Origin of the sequence: Kosakonia sp. AG348 (assembly GCF_003337365.1) — a bacterium.
Taxonomy (GTDB): domain Bacteria; phylum Pseudomonadota; class Gammaproteobacteria; order Enterobacterales; family Enterobacteriaceae; genus Kosakonia.
The window spans coordinates 91,244-116,884 of record NZ_QPJR01000004.1 but is presented as its reverse complement, the minus strand read 5'-3'; the positions used below and the strand labels follow the sequence as shown (position 1 = coordinate 116,884).

24 protein-coding genes are annotated in these 25,641 nt (G+C 54.9%); 17 read left to right on the top strand and 7 right to left on the bottom strand.

Annotation, left to right across the window (positions count from 1 at the left end; all coding sequences use genetic code 11):
• The first annotated feature begins 480 nt into the window (after window positions 1-480).
• The 5 genes from fdhF (at window position 481) to DFO56_RS24820 (ending at window position 6,569) form a co-directional block, all read left to right on the top strand.
• Window positions 481-3,453 carry a formate dehydrogenase subunit alpha gene (fdhF, locus tag DFO56_RS10760; RefSeq protein WP_045509681.1) on the top strand — a complete coding sequence of 991 codons (2,973 nt, stop codon included), beginning with the start codon at window positions 481-483 and terminating at the stop codon, window positions 3,451-3,453.
• The gene (locus tag DFO56_RS10755; RefSeq protein WP_045509679.1) at window positions 3,453-3,932 is read left to right on the top strand and encodes a DUF1641 domain-containing protein; all 480 of its coding nucleotides are present in this window, start codon (window positions 3,453-3,455) and stop codon (window positions 3,930-3,932) included. Before fdhF ends, DFO56_RS10755 begins: the two co-directional genes overlap by 1 nt.
• Window positions 3,932-5,308 (top strand): cytochrome ubiquinol oxidase subunit I, encoded by a 1,377-nt coding sequence (locus DFO56_RS10750; protein WP_045509676.1) that lies wholly within the window; start codon window positions 3,932-3,934, stop codon window positions 5,306-5,308. Before DFO56_RS10755 ends, DFO56_RS10750 begins: the two co-directional genes overlap by 1 nt.
• A gap of 1 nt (window position 5,309) precedes the next feature.
• Window positions 5,310-6,296: a cytochrome d ubiquinol oxidase subunit II gene (locus DFO56_RS10745; protein ID WP_045509673.1), complete on the top strand. Its 987-nt coding sequence runs from the start codon at window positions 5,310-5,312 to the stop codon at window positions 6,294-6,296.
• Window positions 6,297-6,407: 111 nt separating this feature from the next.
• Window positions 6,408-6,569 (top strand): hypothetical protein, encoded by a 162-nt coding sequence (locus DFO56_RS24820; protein WP_016495717.1) that lies wholly within the window; start codon window positions 6,408-6,410, stop codon window positions 6,567-6,569.
• Window positions 6,570-6,801: 232 nt separating this feature from the next.
• Here DFO56_RS24820 and DFO56_RS10740 read toward each other — a convergent pair whose 3' ends face one another.
• Window positions 6,802-7,407 carry a TetR/AcrR family transcriptional regulator gene (locus DFO56_RS10740; protein WP_016495718.1) on the bottom strand — a complete coding sequence of 202 codons (606 nt, stop codon included), beginning with the start codon at window positions 7,405-7,407 and terminating at the stop codon, window positions 6,802-6,804.
• A gap of 108 nt (window positions 7,408-7,515) precedes the next feature.
• Here DFO56_RS10740 and DFO56_RS10735 point away from each other — a divergent pair, with 108 nt between their 5' ends.
• Complete coding sequence (locus DFO56_RS10735; RefSeq protein ID WP_016495719.1) at window positions 7,516-7,917, top strand: RidA family protein; 402 nt, start codon at window positions 7,516-7,518, stop codon at window positions 7,915-7,917.
• 43 nt (window positions 7,918-7,960) lie between these two features.
• Here the strand turns inward: DFO56_RS10735 and katG are convergent, their stop codons facing one another.
• Window positions 7,961-10,144 (bottom strand): catalase/peroxidase HPI, encoded by a 2,184-nt coding sequence (katG, locus tag DFO56_RS10730; RefSeq protein WP_045509906.1) that lies wholly within the window; start codon window positions 10,142-10,144, stop codon window positions 7,961-7,963.
• Between the two features lie 631 nt (window positions 10,145-10,775).
• On the opposite strand from katG, the gene DFO56_RS10725 reads away from it, so the two are divergent.
• Both DFO56_RS10725 and DFO56_RS10720 read left to right on the top strand, forming a co-directional pair.
• Window positions 10,776-11,522, top strand: a complete 747-nt coding sequence (locus DFO56_RS10725; protein WP_045509669.1) for an OBAP family protein — start codon at window positions 10,776-10,778, stop codon at window positions 11,520-11,522.
• A gap of 18 nt (window positions 11,523-11,540) precedes the next feature.
• On the top strand, window positions 11,541-12,368 hold the full coding sequence (locus tag DFO56_RS10720; protein ID WP_045509666.1) for an MBL fold metallo-hydrolase: 828 nt from the start codon (window positions 11,541-11,543) through the stop codon (window positions 12,366-12,368).
• Between the two features lie 36 nt (window positions 12,369-12,404).
• Here DFO56_RS10720 and DFO56_RS10715 read toward each other — a convergent pair whose 3' ends face one another.
• Together DFO56_RS10715 and DFO56_RS10710 are read right to left on the bottom strand one after the other, a co-directional pair.
• On the bottom strand, window positions 12,405-13,280 hold the full coding sequence (locus tag DFO56_RS10715; protein ID WP_016495723.1) for a manganese catalase family protein: 876 nt from the start codon (window positions 13,278-13,280) through the stop codon (window positions 12,405-12,407).
• Between the two features lie 27 nt (window positions 13,281-13,307).
• The gene (locus DFO56_RS10710; protein WP_016495724.1) at window positions 13,308-13,814 is read right to left on the bottom strand and encodes a ferritin-like domain-containing protein; all 507 of its coding nucleotides are present in this window, start codon (window positions 13,812-13,814) and stop codon (window positions 13,308-13,310) included.
• A 679-nt stretch (window positions 13,815-14,493) separates the two neighbouring features.
• Here DFO56_RS10710 and DFO56_RS10705 point away from each other — a divergent pair.
• The 5 genes from DFO56_RS10705 to DFO56_RS10685 all read left to right on the top strand — a co-directional run bounded on the left by DFO56_RS10705 (window position 14,494) and on the right by DFO56_RS10685 (window position 19,861).
• Window positions 14,494-15,279 carry an HAD-IIB family hydrolase gene (locus DFO56_RS10705; protein WP_045509663.1) on the top strand — a complete coding sequence of 262 codons (786 nt, stop codon included), beginning with the start codon at window positions 14,494-14,496 and terminating at the stop codon, window positions 15,277-15,279.
• Window positions 15,280-15,402: 123 nt separating this feature from the next.
• Entirely contained in the window at window positions 15,403-15,858 is a 456-nt protein-coding gene (locus tag DFO56_RS10700; protein WP_016495726.1) for a MarR family transcriptional regulator, read from the top strand.
• 22 nt (window positions 15,859-15,880) lie between these two features.
• A complete protein-coding gene (locus DFO56_RS10695) occupies window positions 15,881-17,059 on the top strand; it encodes an efflux RND transporter periplasmic adaptor subunit (RefSeq protein ID WP_016495727.1) in 1,179 nt (392 codons plus the stop codon).
• Window positions 17,060-17,069: 10 nt separating this feature from the next.
• Entirely contained in the window at window positions 17,070-18,605 is a 1,536-nt protein-coding gene (locus DFO56_RS10690) for a DHA2 family efflux MFS transporter permease subunit (RefSeq protein WP_016495728.1), read from the top strand.
• A gap of 20 nt (window positions 18,606-18,625) precedes the next feature.
• Window positions 18,626-19,861, top strand: coding sequence for an MFS transporter (locus tag DFO56_RS10685; RefSeq protein WP_045509660.1), 1,236 nt, complete (start codon window positions 18,626-18,628; stop codon window positions 19,859-19,861).
• 67 nt (window positions 19,862-19,928) lie between these two features.
• Here DFO56_RS10685 and DFO56_RS10680 read toward each other — a convergent pair whose 3' ends face one another.
• The 3 genes from DFO56_RS10680 to DFO56_RS10670 form a co-directional block, all read right to left on the bottom strand.
• A complete protein-coding gene (locus tag DFO56_RS10680) occupies window positions 19,929-20,393 on the bottom strand; it encodes a hypothetical protein (RefSeq protein ID WP_045509903.1) in 465 nt (154 codons plus the stop codon).
• Window positions 20,394-20,397: 4 nt separating this feature from the next.
• Window positions 20,398-21,144 carry a MerR family transcriptional regulator gene (locus DFO56_RS10675; RefSeq protein WP_016495731.1) on the bottom strand — a complete coding sequence of 249 codons (747 nt, stop codon included), beginning with the start codon at window positions 21,142-21,144 and terminating at the stop codon, window positions 20,398-20,400.
• Window positions 21,145-21,244: 100 nt separating this feature from the next.
• On the bottom strand, window positions 21,245-22,468 hold the full coding sequence (locus DFO56_RS10670; protein WP_045509658.1) for a diguanylate phosphodiesterase: 1,224 nt from the start codon (window positions 22,466-22,468) through the stop codon (window positions 21,245-21,247).
• A gap of 333 nt (window positions 22,469-22,801) precedes the next feature.
• Here DFO56_RS10670 and ycgZ point away from each other — a divergent pair, with 333 nt between their 5' ends.
• The 4 genes from ycgZ to DFO56_RS10650 all read left to right on the top strand — a co-directional run bounded on the left by ycgZ (window position 22,802) and on the right by DFO56_RS10650 (window position 25,618).
• Complete coding sequence (ycgZ, locus tag DFO56_RS10665; protein ID WP_016495733.1) at window positions 22,802-23,041, top strand: regulatory protein YcgZ; 240 nt, start codon at window positions 22,802-22,804, stop codon at window positions 23,039-23,041.
• A gap of 147 nt (window positions 23,042-23,188) precedes the next feature.
• The gene (locus DFO56_RS24815; RefSeq protein WP_045509656.1) at window positions 23,189-23,497 is read left to right on the top strand and encodes a hypothetical protein; all 309 of its coding nucleotides are present in this window, start codon (window positions 23,189-23,191) and stop codon (window positions 23,495-23,497) included.
• A 40-nt stretch (window positions 23,498-23,537) separates the two neighbouring features.
• On the top strand, window positions 23,538-23,816 hold the full coding sequence (locus tag DFO56_RS10655) for a biofilm development regulator YmgB/AriR family protein (protein WP_170956311.1): 279 nt from the start codon (window positions 23,538-23,540) through the stop codon (window positions 23,814-23,816).
• 260 nt (window positions 23,817-24,076) lie between these two features.
• Window positions 24,077-25,618 carry a carboxylesterase gene (locus DFO56_RS10650; protein WP_045509654.1) on the top strand — a complete coding sequence of 514 codons (1,542 nt, stop codon included), beginning with the start codon at window positions 24,077-24,079 and terminating at the stop codon, window positions 25,616-25,618.
• The last annotated feature ends 23 nt before the right edge of the window (window positions 25,619-25,641 follow it).

Below are 25,641 nucleotides of genomic sequence, written 5' to 3'. Positions count from 1 at the left end.
GAATATTCGAAACCATGTTCACTGCGTTCAGGGATTAAAGTTAGTCGCTGTAGTGAAATAGTCAAACGTGAAAATTCCTATGCAAAAAATACTCCTTTAGGTGTAGCTGCTGGTTATTTAAACAAAGCGGCATTGAGGATGTATCTTTAAAATAAGTCACTTAGCAAAAAGTAGATAGAAAACGAATATTACCTCTCGTTATTACCTGCCTTTTTTCATGTGGTTTCTGGCATGAAAATGGCATTTATTGACATAAATTTACATTTGGCTTTGGTAAATCATCATGATTTCTTATGGTTTTAAGAGAAGTCTCAAACAGGGATGCAGAATGTATCTTGCCGTTTGGCTCGCCGCTCACGCGGCAACTACTTTTAAATTTCATAACCGATACGTCACCCTGAACAGGAACGACTTTTTGCCAGTTCACTGAGCTGTCGAACCGGGGAGTGCGCGTACAGCGTTTTTTGGTGAGGAAGCAAGATGAGCCTGCAAAAATGTACCGTCCTGTATGACGGTAGGGCGCTGGTTGGCCCCGAAAATGTCCCGCTGATCGATTTTCTTGAAACCTGCAATATCACGCTACCCCATGTTTGCTACCACCCGGCGCTCGATCCGTTACAGACCTGCGATGTGTGCTGGGTCGAACAGGCGGGGAAGCTGGTGCGCGGCTGTACGCTGCGAAGCCATGACGGGCTGGTGATTAACTCGCTGGACAGCCAGGCGCGGGCGGCGCGCGAAGAGGGCATGGATCGTCTGCTGGCGAAACATGAACTTTATTGTACCGTGTGCGAACACAATACTGGCGACTGTACATTGCATAACACCATGGTGGATATGCACATTCCTATTCAGCGCTACCCGTATACGCGCAAGCCTTACGTTAAAGATCACTCCAACCCGTTTTACACCTACGATCCGGATCAATGCATATTATGCGGGCGCTGCGTGGACGCCTGTCAGAATGTGGAAGTCAACGAAACGCTGAGCATTGATTACACCATGGAGCACCCGCGCGTGCTGTGGGACGGGGGGAATCAAATTGCCGGTTCGAGCTGTGTTAGTTGCGGGCATTGTGTGACGGTCTGCCCGTGCAATGCGCTGCTGGAAAAAAGCATGCAGCCGGATGCCGGGCCCTTTACCTCGATGCGCCAGTCGCTCAAACGTCCGCTGATCGATGTGATAAAAGTGCTGGAAAACTCCACCGGTGCCGAAATTATCTCCGGTATTTCGGTGATGGATACCGCGTTACGCCAGCAGGAGATCAAACGCACCAAAACCGTCTGCACCTATTGCGGCGTCGGATGCAGCTTTGAAATGTGGACCCGCGACCGCCAGCTTCTGAAAGTGCAGCCGGTGGTTGATGCGCCGGTAAATGGCATCTCCACCTGTGTTAAGGGCAAATTCGCGTGGGATTTCATTAACAGCCCGCAGCGCCTGACCACGCCGCTGATCCGCGAAAATGACCGTTTTCGCCCGGCAAGCTGGGAGGAAGCGTTAACCCTTGTCGCCAGCCGCTTATTACAGACCCGTGATCAGTACGGCCCAGACAGTATTGGTTTTATCGGCTCCAGTAAAGGCAGCAACGAAGAAGCGTATCTGACGCAAAAAATTGCCCGCGCCATTATTGGCACCAACAGCGTGGATAACTCATCGCGCTATTGCCAGAACCCGGCCACGGAAGGGCTGTTTCGCACGGTGGGCTATGGTGGCGATGCCGGGACAATTGACGATCTGCAACAGGCCGAACTGGTGATTATCGTCGGCAGCAACACGGCGGAAAACCATCCGGTGATCGCCTCACGCCTGAAAGCGGCAAAAAAACACCGCGGGCAAAAATGGCTGGTGGTCGACCCAAGACGCCACGAAATGGCAGAACGCGCCGACCTGCATTTACGCATTCATCCCGGCAGCGATCTGGTATGGGCATCGGCAATGGCGCGTTATATGTTTGACCACGGTTATGACGATGCGGCTTTCCTCGCGGAACGTGTCAACCAGGTTGACGCCTATCGCGAGTCGCTAACCCCGTTTACGCTGGATTACGCCGCGCAAATCACCGGCATACAGGAAGAGACACTGCGCGAAGCGGCAGAGTTGATCGGCAAGGCGGGTAGCGTCCGCATTATGTGGGCGATGGGCATCACGCAGCACAGCCACGGTGCAGACACCAGCACCGCGTTATCCAACCTGTTACTGGTGACCGGCAACTATGGCCGACCAGGCACCGGCGGCTACCCGATGCGCGGACATAACAATGTGCAGGGCGCCAGCGACTTTGGCTGCCTGAAAAATTTCTACCCTGGCTATGAATCGGTCAGCGATCCACAGATCCGCGAAAAATGGGCCAAGGCCTGGGGCGTACCGGCTGAGCGCCTGTCGCTTAACGTCGGGCAGGACAACTTTATGATGGTTGAACTGGCGCGCAAGGAGGTGATCCGTGCCATGTACGTCATTGGCGAGGAAACCGCCTTTTCCGACGCGGACGCGGAAAATGTGCACCAGGGTTTTACCAATCTCGATTTTCTGGTGGTGCAGGATCTGTTTCTTAGCCGCACGGCGCAGTTTGCTGATGTGGTGTTGCCTGGCTGTCCGAGCGTGGAAAAAGAGGGGTCGTTTGTAAACACTGAGCGGCGAATTCAGCGCTTCTACCCGGTAATGGAGCCGCTCGGCGACAGCCGCCCGGACTGGTGGATCCTCACGCAACTGGCGGCCCGTATGGGCCATGACTGGGGCTATCAACATCCGCAGGCGATCATGGCGGAAGTGGCGGGCATTGCCGAAAGCTTTGCCGGTGTCAGCTATTCACGTCTTGAGGGCTGGAAATCGCAAATCTGGCCGGTCAACGCCGATGGCAGCAGCACACCGCTGCTTTATACCGAACGCTTTAAATCCCCCGACGGGCGCGCCACGCTTTATCCGCTGAGCTGGCAACCGCCCGCTGAAGAGGCAGATGCCGAATATGATTTGTTGCTCAACAATGGCCGGATGCTGGAGCATTTCCAGTCCACCAACCAGAGCGGGCAGGGCGGGCGCACCACCAGTCTTTCACCGGACTGGTTTGTGGAAATCAGCCCGCAGCTGGCGAACGCGCGCAGCTTGCAGGAAGGCGACTGGGTAAAACTTATCTCCCGGCGCGGAGAAGTTGAGGTGCCGGTGGTGGTGACCGATCGCGTTCAGGGGAAGGTGCTGTTCATCTCCATTCATCAGGGTAAAGATGGCATTAACCAACTCACTGGCGAACACCACGATCCGTCGGTCAATACACCCGCCTATAAAGAGCTGGCCGTGCGCCTGGAAACACTGGATCGCCCGCCGCTGCCCGACCCGCTACCGAAGCACAATTTCCGCCACGGTAAACGTACCCCGATTGACAAGGTGCCAGTGGAAGAGAAATGGAGACGCGAAGATTACCGCGAACCGCCAGCAACCGAACCCCACCCGGAGAAATTCTGATGGCAAAAGCGATTGATTATCAGCCGGAACCGGCAAAGATTGGCCCCGATGCCCATGAAGAACTGGCGCGACTGCTGGAGTCGTTGCATCAGCATGGCGTGCTGCGCCTGGCAAATGATTTGGTAGGTGCCAATCAGGAGATCGCGCAGGTGCTGGTTAACGGCTTACAGCGCGAAGGCACGCTCAATGCGATACAGAATATCTCGGTGCTGCTGCTTGCGCTCTCCAGCATTCCTCCGGAGAAAATGTACAAACTGGCCTTTGGCCTGCGCGATATGGCCGATGCGCTAAGCCAGCCTGCCGGGGCGGGTGAGCATACTGCTCCGGGTCTGCAAGGGGCGTGGAAGATGCTGCAGGACGAGGATCTGTGGCATGCCCTGCAACCCCTGCTTACCGGGATGAAAGCCTTCGCGCGGCGCATGGAGCAACCGGTTGATAAGCCGATCTCCGCGTGGACCGGTAAACCCAGCGACGCATAATGAACGAGGAAACCGCACTGTTGCTGGCGCGCGGCCAGTTTGCTTTTACCATCGGCTTTCACATTGTGCTGGCGGCTTTTTCCATTGGTCTGGCACATTTTTTGATGTTCCTTGAGGCGATGTGGCTCTGGCGCAAGCAGCGGCTCTGGCTGTCGCTGTGGCGCTACTGGAGCAAAATTTTTGCCCTTAACGTGGCGGTGGGCGTGGTCACCGGCGTGGTGATGGAGTTCGCTTTCGGGACGAACTGGAGCGGGCTTGCCAGCCGCGCGGGAGCAGTGCTCGGCCCGATGATGTATATGGAAGTGCTGGTCGCGTTCTTTCTTGAAGCGGGGTTTATGGGCGTGGTGCTTTTCGGCATGGGCAAAGTCCGGCCGTGGGTGCATTTTATGGCGACCTGTATTGTGGCGCTTGGTTCGCTGTTCAGCGCGTTTTGGATCCTTGCGGCCAACTCATGGATGCAAACGCCGGATGGCTTCGCCGTGGCGGCCGATGGTCGCTTTGTGCCGGTCGACTGGTGGGCGGCAATTATCAACCCGTCATTTCCCTGGCGCATGGCACATATGGTGGTGGCGGCAATGTTGGGCACGGCGTGCCTGGTGGCGGCCTGCGGGGCGTGGCATCTGCTGCGCGAGGCTCGACATCCGGCGGCGCGCCAGATGTTCTCACTGGGCCTGTGGATGCTGGTGGTGATGGCACCGGTACAGATCGTGCTTGGCGATCTGCATGGCGAAAACACGCGCGACCATCAGCCGATAAAACTGGCGGCGATGGAAGGCGCGTGGGATCCACCGCCGCCGGGCGAAGGCGAGCCGCTGCGATTATTTGCGCTGCCGGACATGCAACAGCGCCGCAATTTATACGAAGTCGCCATTCCCGATATCGGTTCGCTCTACTTGCGCCACAACCTTGAAGGGCGCATTCACACGCTCAACCAGTACCCGGCGGAAGCGTTGCCGTGGGTGCCGGTGGTGTTCTGGTCGTTTCGCGTGATGGTCGGGCTTGGCATCGCCATGGCGGCTGCGGGCATGGCCGGGCTGGTGGTGCGCCTGCGGGGGCGTTTGTGGCGCGCACGCTGGTTACAACGCCTGATGGTGCTGCTGGCACCCGCCGGATTTATCGCCATGCTCGCAGGCTGGCTGGTGACGGAAGCGGGGCGTCAGCCCTGGACCGTTTACGGCTTGCTGCGCACCTCGCACAGTGTGGCGCCGGTTTCACCAGAACTGGTGCTGGGCTCGTTGCTGGCGACCGTGGTGGTTTATATCGCGCTTTTTGCGCTCGGGCTGTGGTTTTTGCTGAAGCTGATGTCGCGCTTACCGGCGAGGCATGAAAAGAGTGCCATGCCTGAGGTCGCCGAACGCACCGGGAAGGGGACGTGATATGCCGGATATTTTAGGTTTGCCCTGGCTTGATGCGCTTTGTGCCGCGGCGCTGGCGCTCAGTTTGCTGATCTATGTTCTGCTTGATGGCACGGATTTGGGCACCGGCATCCTGTGCGCCTTTCAGCGCAGCCCGGAGTCGCGTCATATTATCAACCTCTCTTTACTGCCAGTCTGGGATGGCAACGAAACCTGGCTGGTGCTCACGGCGGGCGGCTTGCTGGGGCTTTTCCCGCTGGCATACGGCATCATCCTCAGCGCGCTCTATATCCCGGTGTTTGTGATGTTGCTGGCGCTGGTGATGCGCGGCATGGCAATTGAGTACCGCCACTATGCGCCACGGCTGTTTGACCTGATGCTGGTGGCTGGTTCGCTACTGGCGGCGCTGGCGCAAGGGATTATTGTGGGCGCGCTGTTACAGGGAATTGCTACCGATGGGCGCCAGTTTACCGGCAGCGGTTTTGAGTGGCTGCGTCCTTTTCCACTCTATTGCGGCTTTGCGCTGGTCTGCGGATATAGCCTGATGGGGGCAGGGTGGATAATCTGGCGCTGTACCGGCGAGCTGGAAACGTGGGGGCGGCGGGTGATGCCGTGGCTCGCCATCGGCACCGGGTTGCTGCTGGCGGGGTTGCTGGTGTGGAGCGCGCAGTTGCACGAAACCTGGCGGCAGCATCTGTTTAACCCGTGGCTGTGGTTACCGCTCTCGTTGGTGGCTGCACTGGCAGTTGCGTTGTTATGGCTGGGGCTGATATTGCGGCGGATATTTCTACCGCTGGCGGCGGTGCAGGTGATAGTCAGTTGTGCTTTTTGTGCGCTGGTGTTTACGCTTTTTCCATGGATAGTGCCACCTGTTCTCAGCATTACGCAAACCGCCGCGCCACCGGCCACGCAGCGATTTCTGCTGATGATGTTTGCGTTACTGGTGCCCGTAACGTTGCTTTATAACAGCTGGGTTTTTCGCATCTTCAGTGGAAAAATTGCAGGTTAGTTCGGCAAAACAGGCTATAAAGTAAAGGCGAGATTTACAGTAAGCAACAGCATGCGCGGAGACTTATCCATGGCTATAGCAAAAGCTTATAATTTAAAGCAGGCATATCAAATGATTAGCTCAGGTAAGCACCAGGAAGTTGAGCTGGCTTTTGATGTCGATGCGGATACGTTTTTTATGCTCTCGGCAAACTACGGTAACAGCGGGGCGAAGATTGCCCGTCACGATAACCATTTTGTGCTCAGGCTGGAGAAAGAAGCCGCTTCAGGTTGAACACACTCGGGTAGCATGCTTCACCAGTGGCACAGGAGTGCAGGCGACGGGCGTATTATTCGCCACCGACGCCGTGTCATCTCTGCGTTATATTTATCCCTTTTAATAGCCGCGAGCCCTGCCACTGACTCTGTTTTCTCCGGCTTGCGGCTTCATTTGTTGTTACCCTGATTTCGCGGCGGCGCACTTTGCCGCCACGCTAAAACTCGTTATCTACCCATTATTCCCGGCATTACGCCGGGTTTTTTTTCTCTGCGCGCAGCCCGTTGGCCAGCAAGCAAAACGCGTTAATAACTTTGGGTAACGTCTGTTGCGGGTTATCACTGGCGGCGACCCATAACGCGGCATTCAACGCCGCGCCGTTGAGCAAACGCGCGGCGGATTCCACATCCACCTCTTTCATCTCGCCGTTTGCCACCATGTCAGCAACGGCGATACGGGTGGCCTGCAGGCAGGCATTCTGGCTTGGCCAGCGCGAAGGATCGCCAAGAAACGCTGGGCCATCAAGCAACACAATGCGCTGGATTTCCGCATCGAGCGCCATTTCGATATAGGCGACACCTTCAGCCAGCAGCGCATCCCAGGCATTATCGGTGGCGTGCGCGCGCATCTTCGCGCGCTGCGCCATTTCGCCATCAACCTGCGCCACCACGGCGGCAAGTAAGCCCTGTTTATCGCCAAAGTTGTGATACAGCGCCCCGCGCGTTAAGCCCACGCTGGCGGTCAGTTCATCCATTGATGCCGCCGCAAAGCCTTTTTCGGCAAACGCCTTGCGTGCTGCGGCGATAAGTTTGGCGCGATTCTCTTCCATGGTTTGCGCGCGACGTTTTACGGCCATGTTGACTCCCTTTGAAATACATCGCGTATGTGAATTGACATACGCAGTGTATGTGGATTAACTTCATATACGAAGTGTATCTCAAATTAACCAACAGAAGGTAACCCTATGATCCCACGCGAACCCGTTTTTCCCGCTCATCGCCATGCGTTGTATGAACAACATGGTTACTCCGCCGCGATACGCTCCGGCGATCTGCTGTTTGTTTCCGGTCAGGTTGGCAGCCGCGCCGATGGCAGCCCGGAGCCCGATTTCGCGGCACAGGTGCGTCTTGCGTTCGACAATCTCCAGGCCACGCTGGCGGCGGCGGGGTGTACTTTTGATGATCTGATTGATGTCACCACCTTTCATACGGACCCGGAAAACCAGTTCGCCACCATTATGCAAGTCAAACAGGCGCTTTTCCCGCAGCCGCCGTATCCCAACTGGACAGCCGTGGGCGTGAACTGGCTGGCGGGTTTTGATTTCGAAATTAAGGTGATTGCGCGCATTCCTGAACGCGCGGCATAAAAAAGCCTGCGACAGGTCGCAGGCTTGAGGATAAAGAGCGGGATTAGAGCAGATCGAAGCGATCGAGATTCATCACTTTTGTCCAGGCGGCAACAAAGTCGGTGACGAATTTCTGTTTACCGTCGGCGCTGGCGTAAACTTCCGCCAGCGCGCGCAGTACCGAGTTGGAGCCAAATACCAGGTCGGCGCGCGTGGCGGTGTATTTCACCTCACCGCTCTTGCGATCGCGACCTTCAAACAGCTCTGATTTCTCGTCGGTGGCTTTCCAGGCGGTGCGCATATCGAGCAGGTTAACGAAGAAATCGGTGCTCAGTACGCCCGGCTGGTCGGTAAAGACGCCGTGCTTACTGCCGTCATAGTTCGCACCCAGTACGCGCAGGCCGCCAACCAGCACGGTCATTTCCGGCGCGGTGAGCGTCAGTTGCTGCGCTTTATCAATCAGCAACGTTTCGGTGCTGATTCCATCCCACACGCGGCGATAGTTGCGGAAGCCATCGGCCAGCGGCTCCATCAGTGCGAAAGAGTCCACATCGGTTTGATCCTGACGCGCATCGACACGCCCCGGCGTAAACGGCACATTAACCTGCACACCGGCCGCTGCCGCTGCTTTTTCAACACCAACCACGCCCGCCAGCACAATCACATCCGCCAGCGAGGCTTTCGCCAGCGTTTTCTGAATACTTTGCAACGCGGGCAGGGCTTTCGTGGCGATAGCGTTCACTTCCCAGCCATTTTGCGGTGCCAGCGCCAGACGCGCGCCGTTCGCGCCGCCGCGTTTATCGCCGCCACGGAAGGTGGAGGCAGACGCCCAGGCGACTGAAATCAGTTCGCTCACCGACAAGCCGGATTCGGCAATCGCCGCTTTCAGATTAGCGATATCAGCACCGTTCGGCTGATGAACCGCCGCAGGCAGCGGATCCTGCCAAATCAGATCTTCTTTTGGCACTTCCGGGCCGATGTAGCGTGATTTTGGCCCCATATCGCGGTGGGTCAGTTTGAACCAGGCGCGGGCAAAGGCTTCATTAAACGCCTGTGGATCGTTGAGGAAACGGCGCGAAATCTTTTCAAATTCCGGGTCGAAACGCAGCGTCAAATCGGTCACCAGCATGGTGGGTTTGCGCTTTTTCGCCGGGTCGAACGGATCAGGGATAATTTCAGGGGCATCTTTCGCTTCAAACTGGATAGCACCCGCCGGGCTGCGGGTTTGCACCCACTCATATTTGAACAGGTTTTCGAAAAAGTAGTTGCTCCACTGGGTGGGGGTTTGCGTCCATGCCACTTCCAGACCGGAAGTGATGGCATCGGCGCCAGCACCGCTACCGTAGCTGCTCATCCAGCCCAGACCCTGCGCTTCCAGCGGCGCGGCTTCCGGCTCTGGCCCGACATGGTTATCCGGCGTGGCGGCACCGTGGGTTTTGCCCAGCGTATGACCACCGGCGATCAGCGCGACGGTCTCTTCATCGTTCATGCCCATATTGCCGAAGGTGGCGCGAATGGCAGAGGCAGCCGAAACGGGCTCGCCGCTGGCGTTCGGGCCTTCCGGGTTAACGTAAATCAGCCCCATCTCGGTTGCGCCAATCGCGGCCTGCGCCAGGCTTTCCGGGTGACGGTGGCTTAGCCACTCTTTTTCATTACCCCAGTCGACATCCATATCCGGTTCCCAGACATCTTCACGCCCGGCACCAAAACCAAAAGTGCGGAAACCGGCATTTTCCAGCGCCACGTTGCCCGCCAGAATAATCAGATCGCCCCAGGAGATTTTTTGACCATATTTTTGTTTCACCGGCCACAGCAGACGACGTGCTTTATCAAGGCTGACGTTATCCGGCCACGAGTTGAGCGGTGCAAAGCGCTGCTGACCACGACCTGAACCCCCGCGACCATCGACGGTGCGATAGGTGCCGGCGCTGTGCCAGGCCATGCGAATAAACAGGCCGATATAGCTGCCCCAGTCTGCTGGCCACCACTCCTGGGAATCGGTCAGCACATTGCGGATATCAGCTTTGAGCGCGGAATAATCGAGCTTTTTGAATTCTTCGCGGTAGTTAAAATTTTCACCCAGCGGGTTAGAACGGTTGGAGTGTTGGTTTAGCAAATCTACGCGTAACTGGTTAGGCCACCAGTCGCGGTTACTGGTTACCGGGCCTGCACTTTTTTCGCTGCTTTTGTTATGAAAGGGGCATTTCTCGACGGATGACGAGAGGGATTGATCGTCTGACGTGCTCATATCGGGCTCCATTTGCTTGTGTTCTGTCGTTACGATATACACTGCTTCCTGATAAAGGTATTTGAATGAATCTACAGATTTGATAGTTAATACCTTTCTATAAAATGGTAAAAACTTGACGCAAATCGCTTAACTGCGCTACCCACTCCTAAACATTAGCAATTCCACCACTACCGTTACGGTTTTTTTCCGGGCGTAGCGCATTTTTTGTGACGACGTCACCACGGTACAGCAGGCGCCACCTGCAAGCGTATGGAACACAGGTGTGTATTCTCACTTTGAAATTAAACGCCAACGTTTTGGCGAAATATATCCATCTCCGCGCCTGGAATAATTTTCCGATGCTTTATCTGCGCAATGTTAATTTAATCGGCCAAAACGGAATGGCTAATAAACACGCTATGTAGCAACTGCATTTCGCTGCGTTTGCTCAATAAGAAAGAGATTACGGCAATGCATTTTTTGCCAGCGTGGGGGAAGGGTTGTGGATAATCTTATGTACAGAACGACATTTTTTCTTTTTTACCGTTTCGCTAATAATGACGTAACGGCACATTATCACAATATAACTGGCCGAATACGCAGCATACGCTACCCTGATTATTCCACCTGACTTTAAGGAAAAAGATCAATGCGTCTGGCTTTACATCTTATTATTCCCCTGATGCTTGTTGGCTGTGGCGCCAATAATAGCGAACCGCAAACGGCTATACCTGGCGAGAAAACCTCCGGAAAAATGAAAACCCTCGAAACAGGCGCAGCGCTAATACAATCTCGCCCGCCAATTGAGGCAATAAGTGCTTACCTTGATGGCTTTCATTTTTATAACGGCGATCGACAAGGGCAAATGGAAGCCCATCATTATGTCACCGTGTTAAATAATGATGTCATGCAGGCGGTGATTTATGACGGTAATACCGCAAATGCACGGCTGATGGGCGTGGAATACATCATCAGTGAGCGACTTTTCAAAACGCTGCCGCCCGAGGAGAAAAAACTCTGGCATAGCCACCGTTATGAAGTGAAATCCGGCTCGCTTATTGCGCCGGGTTTACCGGCCGTCGCCGAAAAAGCCTTGATGAGCAATATCGTGAATACCTACGGCAAGACCTGGCATACCTGGCACACTGAACGTGATCAGACGCTGCCGCTGGGCGTGCCCGCGCTAATGATGGGATTTACACAAGATGGGCAACTCGATCCGGCGCTGCTTGCTGACCGCGATCGCCGTTTTGGCGTGAGTACCCCGGCTATCAGGCAGCAGCGCGCAGACCTGCCAGCGCACCCGGTGGCGCAGGGCGCGGATGCGTGGGAACAGGGGCAGGTGATTCAAATCAAGCCCGTTACGCTCTCTGAAAGTACACATGCACATAAATAACGCTCGCGGAGGGCAAACGTGATTATTCATCACCTTAATTGCGGCTGTATGTGCCCACTCGGCGGCGCGCTGTATGACGGTTTCAGCAAAGGTGTGCATGCGCATCTGGCGTGTCACTGCCTGCTGCTTGAAACACAACGCCACGGTCTGGTGCTGGTGGATACCGGCTTCGGCACCACCGATATGCGCCAGCCCCGGCGCAATATCCCGGCCTTTTTTCGCCTGTTGAACAACATCCAGCAGCGGGAAAACTTAACGGCGCTGGCCCAGGTTGAGGCGTTAGGGTTTAAGGCTGCAGATGTGCGGCATATTGTATTGACCCATCTGGATTTTGACCACGCCGGCGGCCTGACCGATTTCCCGCAGGCGCAGATCCATCTCTTACAGCGCGAAATCGACACTGCGCAGCAGCGGCACAGCTGGCTGACACGCGAACGCTATCGTCCCGGCCAGTGGCAGGGCGTTTCGGGCTGGCAGGGGTATGCCGCCGAAGGCGAGAAGTGGTACGGCTTTGATGCCGTGACGGCCCTGCGTGGATTGCCGCCGGAGATTTTGCTTATCCCGCTCGCTGGTCACACGCTGGGTCATGCCGGTATTGCCATTCAGCATCCCGCTGGCTGGCTACTGCACGGCGGTGACGCCTGGTTTTACCGGGGTGAAATCGGGGGGACGGAGCGCCACTGCACGCCGGGGCTGCGTTTTTATCAATGGATGATGGCGATGGATAACGCAGCCAGAAGGGTTAACCAGCAACGTCTGCGCGAGCTGGCGTTTACGCATGGCGAGGAGATCCGGCTGTTTTGTAGCCACGATGCGCAGGAGTTGCGTGCGTTACAACGCCGATAAAAAAAAGCATCTGCAAGGCAGATGCTTTCGGGATGCTTATTTCGGCTGGGGTTCACCGCTACCGAGGTCGGCGCCGGTGAGGGGATCCACTGTCGGATCGGATTTGGTGCGTTCGGCCATCGCTTTTACCAGCGCCAGTTGTTCCGGGCTGAGCGTCGTGGTGGCGGAGCCGTCACCGCCGTCCACCGCCGGTTGTGGATCGGCGACATAGTCAAAGTTCTCATCGCTGTTCCAGCTACCGCGCGGATCGTCACCTTCCGACATGTTGTAGTAGACGTTGGTGTACTGTTCGATTGGCGGTAATTTTCCTGGCGGGAAATTATTGCGAATCGAGTAGAGCGCCTTCTCAAAAGAGAGCATATGCGCGGCTTCACGGGTCATCAGGAAACCTAACGCGTCTTTTACCCCCGGATCGTCGGTGACATTGATTAGGCGCTCGTAAATAATTTTCGCGCGCGCTTCGGCGGCGATATTCGAACGCAAGTCGGCGGTCACTTCGCCAATCGTATCAATATAAGCGGCGGTCCACGGGACACCGGCGGAGTTAGTCAGCGCGGGGCCGCCGCCGTACAGCAGCGACGTAATATGGCTGTCGTTACCGTTTTCGGTTAACGAGCGATACAGCTCCGCCTCACTTTCGGTGCCTTCTGCCAGCTCGCCTTTTGCCCCTTTATTGAGCATGCCGACCAGCGAACCGATAATTTCCAGATGGCTGAGCTCTTCTGTCGCGATGTCCATCAACATCTCTTTGCGACCGGCGTCTTCATCACCCAGCCCCTGGGTAAAATAGCGGCATGCCGCAGCCAGTTCCCCTTGCGGGCCGCCAAACTGTTCAAGCAGCAGGTTGGCCAGCCCTGGATTCGGTTCACTGACGCGCACGGTGTATTGCAGTTGCTTTACATGACGAAACATTGCTTGCCTCCTGAATAATAAAATTTATTATTTTTTAGCTTCCACGCCTTCCGCTGCGCTGCGCAGCAAAAATTGTTCTGTCACATCCGGAATATGATTGAGTGCCCATTCGGCCATTGCTTTTTCTTCCGCCAGGATCTGTTTGAAAATATCGATGCTGGCGCTGTCACCGGCTTTTTCAGCCGCGGCGATAAGCGAGGTATAACAGGCAATTTCAAATTGTTCGAAGACGTAGCTACTGATTGCGCCTTTAACGATTTCATCCGGTGCAAACATGCCACCAAATGATTGACCCATCGCCGCCATTTTGCTGGTGGCATCTTTCATTAACGAACGGTTAATATCGTTACGATCCATCACCGTTTCCAGCAATTTAATTTGCCCTTGCGTTTCCGTTAAATGTTGCTCAATTCGTGCGCGTAAATCGGGGTAATTATCGATGCGGCTGCTCATGGCATTAAGCATTGACTCAGCTTGTTTTTCCATGGCATGTGCATCGCGTAACCAGTCGTGATAATTTTCTTGAGGTGTCATATCTGATCCTTTCATGGTTGAGTGGATAAGCAAAATAGGGCACTGCCGCTGTTATCAGCAGTTATACGATTAATAAAAAATATCAGGGGAAGTTATGCGGCGTTTATTAACGCGAGATGAGTTAAATAGACAAATATTAATCCTGATATCCTTCCTGCTTTATATTTGCATGCCAGCGTGTGTCGCTTGATATTAAATTTAGACACTGACCTCATTTAGTCAAACCGAGGCGTAAACAGGTTGGGTTGAATATATTTTTTGCTCACCGTTTCGCTTGTTATTAATTGTAGAAAAATAAATTTTCCTTAATATTAATAAGTTAACGAAATGCACTTTCGTTTTCATTAATCACCTGTGTCACTATCACTCATTTTTGGTAGGTATGGCTGGCTTTTTAGTGGCCTTTTTTGACATTTCTTTACGTTTGGCAAGCGGCTACATGCGTGATATTCAGCAAGTTTAAGAACTATCTCAGTCCTCGCGCCCGCCGAAAGGGTTGCCACCGCATGGACAGTTGAGCCGCTCCATTCGCGGCGTTAAAAAAGAGAGTGATGCCTTACCTGACAGGTGCATGCGGCATATGCCCGTTTTTACTTTTCCATATGAGGATTATTGCTAACCAGCATGATGTTCAGGGCGCTGATGGCTCGTTACCCTGTTAGCCCACGAGGAGAACATCATGAAACAACTGGAAAATGCCCATGCCGCGACTTTCCGCGCAGTACGTTTTGTCCTGACGGACATGGACGAAACCCTGACATACCAGGGAAAACTGGCTGCTGCCACCTACCAGGCACTGGAACAGTTACACCGCGCGGGGATCAGCGTTATTCCTGTGACCGCCGCACCGGCTGGCTGGTGCGATCAAATGGCGCGAATGTGGCCGGTGGCAGGGGTGATTGGCGAAAACGGCGGGCTTTTTTATCGCCGTGCACAGGAGGGGATTGCGCGTCACTACTGGCACGACGCGCAGGCGAAACTGACACCACAATTAGCGCATATTATTGACGACGTAAAACGCCAGGTTCCCACGGCCACGCTGGCTGATGACCAGCCCTTTCGATTGACCAGTATTGCTTTTTCCCGCTCGGCGGATGACGAACAAAACGCCGCCATCATCAACTGCATGCGCAGTCATGGAGCCAGTGTCACGGTCAATAATCTCTGGCTGCTCGGCTGGCTGGGCGGTTACGACAAGCTGGTGATGGCGCGTAAAGTGCTGCGCGAACACTATAACCTCGACATCGATAGCGACCCTGACTCGGTGCTTTATACCGGTGATTCACTCAATGATGCACCGATGTTTGCCTTTTTCCGCCATTCGGTAGGCGTCAGTACCGTGCTGGAGTGCCTTGATGCGCTGCCCCAGGCGCCTGCCTGGATCACGCGTGGGCCGGGGGGGGCCGGGTTTGTCGAAGCAGCGAATGCAGTGCTCGCTTCACGAGCTATAAAATCAACGCGTTAAGTTGATCTTCACCACCCGGAACACCATCACGCACTGACAAAACGTGCGCTTATCTTGACAATTCATTGACAGTTCACTGCCTGGTCAGTAATTTCATTTGTAATTACTGACCAGGCAAATATCATGACTAACGCTGCGGATATTCCCAACCCAAAACTGCACCTCGGTTTGTTGATTCATCTGGCAAACCAGTTCAAAGACCAGCTTATTAGCCAGTACTTTTCAGCTGCGGATATCACCGCTGCACAGTTCAAGGTATTGATAAGTATCTATAAAGGCTTCAATAGCCCGGTTGAAGTGAGCAAAAATCTGCTGATGGACGCCGGGGCGATGAGCCGCATGCTTGAGCGCATGGTCAAGCGCGATCTGATTGTGCGCACCACCAACCCGGAAGATAAACGCCAGGTCATTCTCGAACTGACCGACAAAGGGCGAGTGATTTGTGACCGATTTCAGAATGAGGCGCTGGCCTCGATTCTCAGTACGATGACCAGGCGTTTGACCGCCGACGAGTCGCGGCTGCTGGTTGAACTGCTGATAAAAATGTTGCCGGACGAGGCAACCCGCCCACATCGCTAAGCTGTCCTGAAAAGGTATCAAGATGCAAACTTCATCTGCACAACCCGAACGCGCGCCGAGCAAACGTAAGCGCAACTTCGCTATCCTGTTCGTTGTTTTGCTGCTTATCGCCGCAGGCTGTCTGGCCTGGTATCTGTTATATGCCCGTTACTACGAAAGCACTGACGATGCGTACGTCAACGCCAACCTGGTGACCTTAACGCCGCAAATCGGCGGGACGGTGACGCAGGTTTCCGTTGATGAAGGCGATTATGTCGAAAAAGGGCAGCCGCTGGTGTTGCTGGATCCGAGTGACACCGAAATCGCCCTGCAACAGGCAGAAGCGAACCTGGCCAGCACTGTGCGCCAGGTGCGCGGCTTGTACAGCACGGTCGATAACTACCGTGCGCAGGTCGCGGCGAAACAAACCGCGTTGCAAACCGCGCAGAACGACTATGCGCGTCGGCAAAAAATCGCCACCAGCGGCGCGATTTCCGTTGAGGATTTAGCACACTACCGTGATGCGGTCGCCACGGCGAAAAGCGATCTGGCGGCGGCGCAACAGGCGTTAAGCACAAACCTGGCAATGACCGATGACACGGTTATCGACAGCCATCCGGAAATCAAAAGCGCGATTGCCACGTTGCGCCAGCGTTACCTCGATAACGCGCGCAGCACCATTGTTGCGCCGGTAAGCGGCTTTGTCGCCAAACGCGCGGTACAACTGGGGATGCGCGTCGATTCCGGCACCACGCTGATGTCGATTGTGCCGCTGGATCAGGTGTGGGTGGACGCCAACTTTAAAGAGAGCCAGATGAATACCATGCGTCTGGGGCAGAAAGTGACGCTGACCGCCGATCTCTACGGTGACGATGTGGAGTACCACGGCACCATTGAGAGTCTGGGCATTGGCACCGGCAGTGCGTTTTCGCTGCTGCCGGCGCAAAACGCCAGCGGGAACTGGATCAAAATCATCCAGCGTTTGCCGGTGCGCATCACCCTTGATCCGCATGACATGCAGAAACATCCGCTGCGCGTGGGGCTGTCGATGTTTGCCCGCGTGGATATTCGTAACGCCGATGGCGATCTGCTGCCGCCCAAAACGGTTGCTGCGCCGCGCTTCACCACCGACGTTTACCAGAACGCACTGGAGAACGCCGATCAACTGGTGGCGAAAATTCTTCATGACAACAGCCAGGCGGTAGCGTCCAGCGCCCGCTAAGAGAGACGTTATGCAAGATAAGTCGGCGTTTACGCCACCCAGCCTGTTGCTGGCGACGATTGCGCTGTCGCTGGCAACCTTTATGCAGGTGCTGGATACCACCATCGCGAACGTTGCGCTGCCGACCATCGCCGGTAACCTTGGCGTCAGTTCGGATCAGGGCACCTGGGTGATTACCTCGTTCGCGGTGTGCAATGCTATTGCGCTGCCGTTGACCGGCTGGTTTACCCGTCGCTTTGGTCAGCTCAAGCTGTTTGTTGGTTCGGTGGCGCTGTTCACTCTGACTTCGTTTCTGTGCGGGTTCGCCCACAGCATGACCGAGCTGATTATCTTCCGTGCGCTGCAGGGCTTTTTTGCCGGGCCGATGTTCCCGATGTGCCAGACGCTATTGCTGGTGATTTTCCCGACCAGCAAACGCAGTATGGCGCTGGCGTTGCTGTCGATGGTGACCGTGGTCGCACCGATTGTCGGGCCGATTACCGGCGGCTGGATCACCGACAATTACTCGTGGCCGTGGATCTTCTATATCAACGTACCAATAGGGATTTTCGCCGCCATCGTGGTCTGGACACAGCTGCGAGAGCGCGAAGAAACCACCTCTCATTCGCCGATCGATTACATCGGCATTGCGTTGCTGGTGCTCGGCGTGGGCCTGTTGCAGGTGGTGCTGGATAAAGGCAACGACATGGACTGGTTCAACGCCACGGAAATCATCGTTATGTCGGTACTTTCCGCCATTGCGCTGGCGTCGTTTGTCATCTGGGAACTGGGAGAGCAGCACCCGATTGTGAACCTGCGGCTGTTTAAAGATCGCAACTTCGCCATCGGCACCGCAACGCTGACGCTCGGTTATGCGGCCTTTTTCGCCATTAACATTATCCTGCCGCAGTGGCTGCAAACCCAGATGGGTTATACCGCCATCTGGGCCGGGCTTGCCGCCGCGCCGATGGGCTTTTTACCGCTGCTGTTAACACCGTTTATCGGTCGCTACGCCCATAAAGTGGATCTGCGCCTGCTGGCGTCGTTGTCGTTTCTGACCATGGGCGCATCCTGCCTTATCCGCGCGCAGTTTAATACCAGTGTCGATTTTCGCACCGTGGCGGAAGTGCAGATGTTTATGGGGATCGGCGTGGCGTTTTTCTTTATGCCGATCACCACCATTGTGCTGTCGAATCTGCACGGTGCCGAAGTGGCGGAAGGCTCCGGGCTGGCAACCTTTTTCCGCGTGCTGGGCGGCTCGTTTGCCTCGTCGCTCACCACCTGGATCTGGTCGCGCCGCGAGGTTTACCATCATGCTAACCTGACGGAAAGCGTCTCCGTGTATAACCCGGCGGCCACTGATTATCTGCATAAAATGGGCGGCGTGACGCAGCAACACCTGGCGGCGGTGGATAAAACCATTGAACAGCAGGCCTATATGCTGTCAACCATCGACTATTTCTGGCTGTTGGGCTGGGGATTTCTGGCGCTGGTGGTGGTGATTTGGTTTGCCCGCCCGCCGTTTGTGCGTTCCGGTGCGCCGGGCGCGCCGTCGGCAGGACACTAATAACAGAGATGGAATAACCTATGGCTCCGGTGTTACCAGGCAGTGATGGTCGTTTATTGCAGCATCGTTCTTTTGTTGCCTTCTGGCTGGCGCGAACCAGCTCCAGCTTCGGTTTTCAGATGTTATCTATCATCGTCGGCTGGCAAATTTACTCCCAGACACAGAGCGCGTTCTGGCTGGGGATGATTGGTCTGGTGCAGTTTATTCCCTCGTTAACGCTGGCGCTGCCTGCCGGGCATATCGCTGACCAGTTTGACCGCCGTCGCGTGGTGCTGCTGGCGCAGATTCTCGAGTGGCTGGCCATCGCCGCGCTGGCGTGGTTAACGTGGCAGGGCGATGCCAGCGTGTGGGTGATTCTGGCGCTTATCTTTGTTATCTCTTGCGCCAAAACCATTGAGTCGCCATCGATGATTTCGATGTTGCCGGCGCTGGTGCCGCTCTCCATTTTACCGCGAGCAACAGCCGCGAATGCGGTTTCCGGCCAGGCGGCGCAGATTGTCGGCCCGGCGCTGGGCGGTTTTCTCTACGCGGCGGGGGCCGATGTGGTGTACAGCGTTACCGCCGGGCTCTATCTGGTGTCGCTGTTGCTGGTGATGACGCTGCGGTATGAACAGGCGCAGCCGCCGCGCACGCCGGCGACGCTATCTTCGCTGTTTGCCGGCGTTGGGTTTATCCGCAACCGCCCGGATGTGCTGGGGGTGATTTCGCTCGATCTGTTTGCCGTACTGCTCGGCGGCGCGACCGCGCTGCTGCCCATTTTCGCCCATGATGTGCTGCATACCGGGCCGCTTGGTCTGGGCTTGCTGCGTAGTGCGCCAGCCGTTGGTGCGCTGCTGGTGGGCTTCTGGTTAAGCCACCGCGCATTGACGCGCAATGTCGGCATGATCATGTTTATGTGCGTGGCGGGGTTTGGCGTGGCGACGCTGGTATTCGCCTTTTCAAGCTGGATGTGGCTGTCGCTGCTGGCGCTGTTCGCGCTCGGCGGTTTCGACATGGTGAGCATGGTGATCCGCGGTTCGCTGGTGCAACTCGATACCCCAGACGAGATGCGCGGGCGGGTGAACGCGGTTAACTCCATTTTTATCAACACCTCTAACCAGCTCGGCGAATTTGAATCCGGTATGCTGGCGGCGTGGCTTGGCGCGGTGCCTGCGGCGGCGATTGGCGGTGTCGGCACGTTGATTGTGGTAGCCCTCTGGATGAAGTGGTTCCCCGGTTTGCGCCACCGCCAGCGGCTGGAAAGTGAGGGTGTATAATTATTCCAAAACCTATGCACAAGTATAGGTTTTTTATAACTGAGTAATTCGCGTGCGAGTTACGTTATTAAAGTAAAGCCGCCCCACTTAATGCACAAGCAAGAACTATGTGAAGAATAAAACGACGCATGAATGTATTGTTCTGCTGAAAATTACAAAGAAAAGTAGTTTCCACGATGGTGATGCTACTCAATATCATCAGGATGAGAGAATAAATAAACTCATTGTTTGCTTTGGCGTCGCCAAGATCGAACATCGAAGACGTCAACGGCATAAGCGCCAAACCAAATGGCAGAAAGAGATCTTTCGTTTCGGGGAATTGCGCCTGATTTTCGTTGCAGGGTTTATACCTGAAATAGCGGTCAACGTAGGTAACAATTAATACCAGAATGGCGAAGCTAATATTCAGGGGTATCCGAATATCCTCCGGTTTGAAGGTCTTGAAATACGGTATTCTGGTGCAAGTAACATATAAAGCTAGCCATAAGGCGAGCAAGATAAAAAAAGCATAATTGATTGCATTTTTACTCATCACTTCATTTTTCCCTCGCACTCCCCGTATGCACTGATATAGCAAACCCCTGTTCCCGCCAGTGGGCAAGCTGCTGCGCCTGGCTACGCGTGAGCGGTTTGCCGGTCCAGACAAACAGATGCTGGCCGGGAAAAAATTCCGGGTGAGGGGAGTCGAGCGGTTCGGCGAGGACATCAATGCGCCAGCCCTGCTGTGACAGGCGCCATGCTTCGAGCCATAGATGGGTGCGATCGTCATTTCCCCAGGCGATCAGCAGCGCTGTTTTCGCTGCCTGTTCACGAGCGGTGGCAATGCCTGACGCGGCAAACTCCACTAATACCCCGTCCAGCAGGCTTAACACCACACGTGCGGTATTTTTATCGCGGCTGAGCCGCTGGCGTACCGGCACCAGTATGTCGTCGATAAGCACATCCGCCGCGTGTGTCTGACTCAAGGTGTGAAGGGTGGCGCGCAGCCGGGAGGGATTTACTTGTCGCAGCATCGACATCAACTCTTCCTGGAGTGACGCCCAGCTTGTTTGCCCGGCGAATTTGTTGTCGTCGAGCAAGGCTTTAACTTTGCTTACGGAAATGCCGTTATCGATCCAGCGCTTGATCTCCACAATGCGCTGAATGTCAGACTCATCGAATTGACGATGACCACCTTCACTGCGCTGCGGTTTTAACAGCCCATAGCGACGCTGCCAGGCGCGTAGTGTGACCGGGTTTATCCCGCAGCGTTCGGCAACCTCGCCGATACTATAAAAAGCCATAGCTCCCTCGTACTCTTTAACGCCAGTGTGCTCTTTTCACAGACTAAGTTAACTTTGCAAAGTTGTACAAATCCTTTTTTGTACAACTTCGCTGCACAGCTTATATCATCTCATCTCTTTTTTCTGGCCAGGCCACGGCCGGAATGCCGTTTACATCCGGGCGCGCGAAAAGGTGACCCTGGAACTGAGAAATGCCCGCCGATTCAAGCCACATCCACTCTTCCGCCTTTTCGACGCCGACGGCGGAAATAGCAATTTCCAGCGAGGTACAGCATTTGATAATCGCCTGAACAATGGCCTGACGGGAGCCACTTTTGTGCACGTCCGCAATCAGGGCACGGTTGATTTTGATTCGGTCCGGCTGGAATTGCGTCAGCAATACCAGCCCGCCAAACCCGGCACCGAAGTGATCGATTGCCACACGAATACCGGCACCTTTCAGCATTTTTACCGCCTGCGTAAACGCATCAATGCATGAAAACACAGCGCTTTCGTTAAATTCCACGATGACCTGTTCAGGAACCAGCCCGTGCTCTTTAATCGCCTGCACAATAAATTCAGTGGCATCAGGCACCTTTACCAGCGTCATGGGCAGCAGATTTACCGAGAGCGTCTGCGCACCCAGCTTCAACGCCGCGGCCATCGCAAAGGCCACGCGCTTGCTTTGTAAATCGGCGGTGTAGATATCATCCCCGGCCATATCGTCGAACCAGTCCTGCGGCGAGCCGCCTACACGGGTACGCAGCAGCGCTTCGACAGAGACAATCTGGCGGGCAAAGGGGTCAACAATAGGCTGGAAAGCAAAATGGCAGTCGGCACGGCTATCCGGGATGCCTGGCGGCAGGGTTATCGCGTTGCCATCGGCAATAAACTCCCAGGCATCGCCCGGTGGAATTTCGTAGTAGAACTCTTTCTCGCTGTCTTCGACGAAGGTCTGAAAGAACTGCAATGCGCGATCGCCGTAGGTCAGTTGGTATCGCGTTGTGCCTTTATCAAACACGGTCTGCAATACCGCTTCACGATCGTGATCGCGCAAGTCGAACAGCTCCATTCCGGTCTTACCGAAGCGCCTTGACGGCGCGTAGTCTCTGAGCACTTCGACCAGATTGTAATGGCGGTCATCGCCACAGATGTCCTGATAAATAGCCGTAACACTTTCTTCAGGCCCTTCAAGCAATTGAAAAAAATGGGTGCCATTAAATAGCAGGATCCCCGTCACGCTGGCCCGACCATTTTTGATATTGGCGGCTGCGACCATCTCTTCAAGCATCTTAAACGAGACATGGTCGTGCAGGTGGCTGCGGTAAATGATGGTGGTAAGCATAGGAGTTCCGGCGGGATATTTAGGAATATTTACCTTAGCAGAAGATAGCCAGGACGTTGTGCCGTTATTCCATTTATTTTCAAATAGTTCGCGTATGTCCGCAGGTGATTATGCAGAAATGTTAACAACTCAGCAGGCATCGATACAGGTAATTTGTACAAGCCTGTTGCGTCCGAGAACTTTTGTTTTCGTGTTAACTTGATGATTTGTATAAATTTATGGAGTGTTTCTATAGGGGGCTAATTATTTTGTACAATTTCTATGTACATATTAGCAATCTTTGTATAACTTTAATTGTACTTTCCTGACTCATGGACTTTAGAGGATTAACAGATGCAACAGAATGGTTTTCTTCCAAACACAGCGAATGCTGTTACTCGCTACTTTGATAAAGCCACGCTGCCAACGCAGCAAGAAACATTAGGACGCATTGCAGTCGAGATCCTGACCGAAGGCCGCAATCTGAACCGTAAGGCTATTTGTACGAAATTGTTGTCGCGGCTTGAAAAAGCATCTGGCCCGGAAGAGGAGAGCCACTATCACACGCTGATTGGTTTGCTGTTTGATCGTTAAGATGAAAAGACTAATCGCGATAAATGACCTGGTTATTTGAGTCAATTCTCACGGGGCGCCATAAGCTCTGGCAGAACGCTACCACGTGAGAATTGGCTTCATGCCGCAATTGCACTTCGGCAACGGGCGGCAACCCGAGATGCAGTTATGAACAGTAGTGAAATAGAGCAACTGACAGATGAACTTATCGGAGTGGCCGTGTTGTCACTCCTGAAAGACAACTCTCCTATCAGCACCCAGGCCCTGATAGCCCGGCTGCGTTCGATGGAGAGCAGTGAGCCTGACAGCCAACGGCGCAAGATGCTGGGGCGCATTATTGCCGAAATCAGCAATAACACGTTGGGCGAAATGCGCCATGGCGCAGACGCGGTAGGCATGGAATGGAATGAGGATCGCAGGGACAACATTTATCCACTGTTTGGCAACAAGCAGCCGGGCAGTAGTAAAAAACACTGACTGAAGTGCTGAAAGAATGAACTCAACATGGGGTAATGAAATGAGCCAGGCTATGCTTGAAAGTTCTGATGGGTACGAAAATCTTACCGATCTTTCTCTCATGGAATATTTTCGCAGCGGTGGTGAAAAACTTGCAGAGGAATCCGCCATTCTTGGTGTCGCCATCAGACGCATAGTCGCAGCCGATGAACGTATAACCCATAAGGCATTGATTCTTGAACTTATCCGCATGATCGAAAGCACGGATGATGTGGTACGAAGCGACATTATCCGCAATACGCTGGAAATTGTTGTACACCATACGACGGATGATATCTGACCTCAGGAACGAGGGATTATTGCCACCGTCCGCAAAAGCAGACGGTGGCAATAATCTGCCAATAGCGGTTTTTTGCCTTCCTTTATTGGCTTCTACTGGCTCCACTTGTTGAAAACACCATTTGCCAACACCTGCCACACCAGGGTTTTTTTACGCTTGCCTGCCGACGTTGTGATTTGCCGCAATCTGAAAAGTGGCACTATTCTCTGTGCACTGTTTCGTAACGGCATCGCCGCGCCTGGTGGCGACAAAGGGCAATAATGTCAGGTTTTAAGCTCATCCCACTTGCCAGAAAGCTTGCCGTTGGGCTGCTTGTGCTCGGCATCGTTTTTTTTATTGGCCGCGTTTATCAGTCGGAAAAAGGCCCTTCGTTGCAGTCATGGCACCGCTGGTCTGCTGATGAAATGTCTGCCGAAGCGATCGACCACGCCCGTTTCGCCGACTATCTTGCGCACGAAGACACGCTTTTCCGCGACATGAAAACGCAGCTCACGGATGCGCTTAGCGACGATGAGAAAACACCGCTTAACCGGTATTACGCGCAAAGCCGGGTTTACCCCGCCGGTTTTCAACCCAACTGGAACCGCTCTCAGGTATTGATGCCGCAAGGCACTATTCGCGGCGCGGCGGTATTGCTGCACGGGCTGACGGATTCGCCCTACAGCATGCGTTACCTGGCGCAGGCCTGGCAGCAGCAGGGATTTGTGGTGGTGGTGCCGCGCATGCCGGGGCACGGCACAGCACCGGGCGCGCTGGCGAAAGTGGATCGCGACCAATGGCTGGCGACCACGCGACTGGCTGTGCGGGAAGCCACAAGGCTTGCGGGAGCGTCCGTACCGCTGCATCTTGTCGGCTACTCGAACGGGGGCGCACTGGCCATGCAGTATGCGCTGGATAGCCTTGGCAACAGCGCGCTGCGCCGACCACAACACATCATTCTGTTATCGCCGATGATCGGCGTCCCGTCCTATGCGCGTTTTGCCGGGCTCGCTGGCTGGCCCGCCGCGTTTCCGGCGTTTGCCAAAGCGGCGTGGCTGAATGTGGTACCCGAATTCAACCCGTATAAATACAATTCGTTTCCGGTTAACGCCGCCCGACAATCATGGTTGCTAACGCAGGCGTTGCAGCAGCAGATCCAGCAGGCCGCGCGCAGCGCACAGATAAAAGACTTACCGCCGGTGCTGACCTTTCAGTCAGTGATGGATTCCACAGTCAGTACCCGCGCGGTGGTCGACGCGCTGTACCGCTATCTGCCGCAAAACGGCAGCGAGTTAGTGCTGTTTGATATCAACCAGGCGGCCAATGCCGGTGCGCTGTTTCGCCCGTCAGCCTCGCTGGCGGTGAATACGCTGCTGCCTGCGCCGCCACGTCGCTACACAACCACCGTCATTACCAATGCCGCTGCCGACAGCGTTGACACGGTTGCCCGCATGACGCCCGCGCAGGCGGTGCAGGAGACGCAGGAGGCGTTACACATTGCCTGGCCGCCGGGGATGTTTTCGCTGTCGCACATTGCGCTGCCATTTCCACTGAATGACTCCCTGTACGGCCTGTATCCGGCGCAGAATAATCAATACGGCATAAGCCTCGGCGCTATTTCGCTACGCGGCGAAACCAATACGCTGGCGGTGAGTCTTGATACGCTGATGCGCGCCAGTTCCAACCCGTTTTTCCCGTGGATGATGGCGCAGATAAACCAGCGCATTGCGTGCAGCGATAAGCGCGATTTCCCGGCGTGCCTCAATGCTTCTCGCCAGTCGCCAGCGGATAGGGCTGTCGCGGGGGAAAACCAACCGCATTAAGCGGCCTGAAATGGTTTCGGCAA

Bases quoted from the DNA above. Each gene is read 5' to 3' on its own strand.
- DFO56_RS24820 (WP_016495717.1), top strand. From the start codon at position 6,408: ATGATTAGCTCAGGTAAGCACCAGGAAGTTGAGCTGGCTTTTGATGTC.
- DFO56_RS10650 (WP_045509654.1), top strand. From the start codon at position 24,077: ATGTCAGGTTTTAAGCTCATCCCACTTGCCAGAAAGCTTGCCGTTGGG.
- katG (WP_045509906.1), bottom strand. From the start codon at position 10,144: ATGAGCACGTCAGACGATCAATCCCTCTCGTCATCCGTCGAGAAATGC.
- DFO56_RS10735 (WP_016495719.1), top strand. From the start codon at position 7,516: ATGATCCCACGCGAACCCGTTTTTCCCGCTCATCGCCATGCGTTGTAT.
- DFO56_RS10710 (WP_016495724.1), bottom strand. From the start codon at position 13,814: ATGACACCTCAAGAAAATTATCACGACTGGTTACGCGATGCACATGCC.
- DFO56_RS10745 (WP_045509673.1), top strand. From the start codon at position 5,310: ATGCCGGATATTTTAGGTTTGCCCTGGCTTGATGCGCTTTGTGCCGCG.
- fdhF (WP_045509681.1), top strand. From the start codon at position 481: ATGAGCCTGCAAAAATGTACCGTCCTGTATGACGGTAGGGCGCTGGTT.
- DFO56_RS10690 (WP_016495728.1), top strand. From the start codon at position 17,070: ATGCAAGATAAGTCGGCGTTTACGCCACCCAGCCTGTTGCTGGCGACG.
- DFO56_RS10740 (WP_016495718.1), bottom strand. From the start codon at position 7,407: ATGGCCGTAAAACGTCGCGCGCAAACCATGGAAGAGAATCGCGCCAAA.
- DFO56_RS10675 (WP_016495731.1), bottom strand. From the start codon at position 21,144: ATGGCTTTTTATAGTATCGGCGAGGTTGCCGAACGCTGCGGGATAAAC.
- DFO56_RS10755 (WP_045509679.1), top strand. From the start codon at position 3,453: ATGGCAAAAGCGATTGATTATCAGCCGGAACCGGCAAAGATTGGCCCC.
- DFO56_RS24815 (WP_045509656.1), top strand. From the start codon at position 23,189: ATGAACAGTAGTGAAATAGAGCAACTGACAGATGAACTTATCGGAGTG.
- DFO56_RS10750 (WP_045509676.1), top strand. From the start codon at position 3,932: ATGAACGAGGAAACCGCACTGTTGCTGGCGCGCGGCCAGTTTGCTTTT.
- DFO56_RS10670 (WP_045509658.1), bottom strand. From the start codon at position 22,468: ATGCTTACCACCATCATTTACCGCAGCCACCTGCACGACCATGTCTCG.
- DFO56_RS10695 (WP_016495727.1), top strand. From the start codon at position 15,881: ATGCAAACTTCATCTGCACAACCCGAACGCGCGCCGAGCAAACGTAAG.
- DFO56_RS10725 (WP_045509669.1), top strand. From the start codon at position 10,776: ATGCGTCTGGCTTTACATCTTATTATTCCCCTGATGCTTGTTGGCTGT.
- DFO56_RS10700 (WP_016495726.1), top strand. From the start codon at position 15,403: ATGACTAACGCTGCGGATATTCCCAACCCAAAACTGCACCTCGGTTTG.
- ycgZ (WP_016495733.1), top strand. From the start codon at position 22,802: ATGCAACAGAATGGTTTTCTTCCAAACACAGCGAATGCTGTTACTCGC.
- DFO56_RS10705 (WP_045509663.1), top strand. From the start codon at position 14,494: ATGAAACAACTGGAAAATGCCCATGCCGCGACTTTCCGCGCAGTACGT.
- DFO56_RS10685 (WP_045509660.1), top strand. From the start codon at position 18,626: ATGGCTCCGGTGTTACCAGGCAGTGATGGTCGTTTATTGCAGCATCGT.
- DFO56_RS10655 (WP_170956311.1), top strand. From the start codon at position 23,538: ATGAGCCAGGCTATGCTTGAAAGTTCTGATGGGTACGAAAATCTTACC.
- DFO56_RS10715 (WP_016495723.1), bottom strand. From the start codon at position 13,280: ATGTTTCGTCATGTAAAGCAACTGCAATACACCGTGCGCGTCAGTGAA.
- DFO56_RS10680 (WP_045509903.1), bottom strand. From the start codon at position 20,393: ATGAGTAAAAATGCAATCAATTATGCTTTTTTTATCTTGCTCGCCTTA.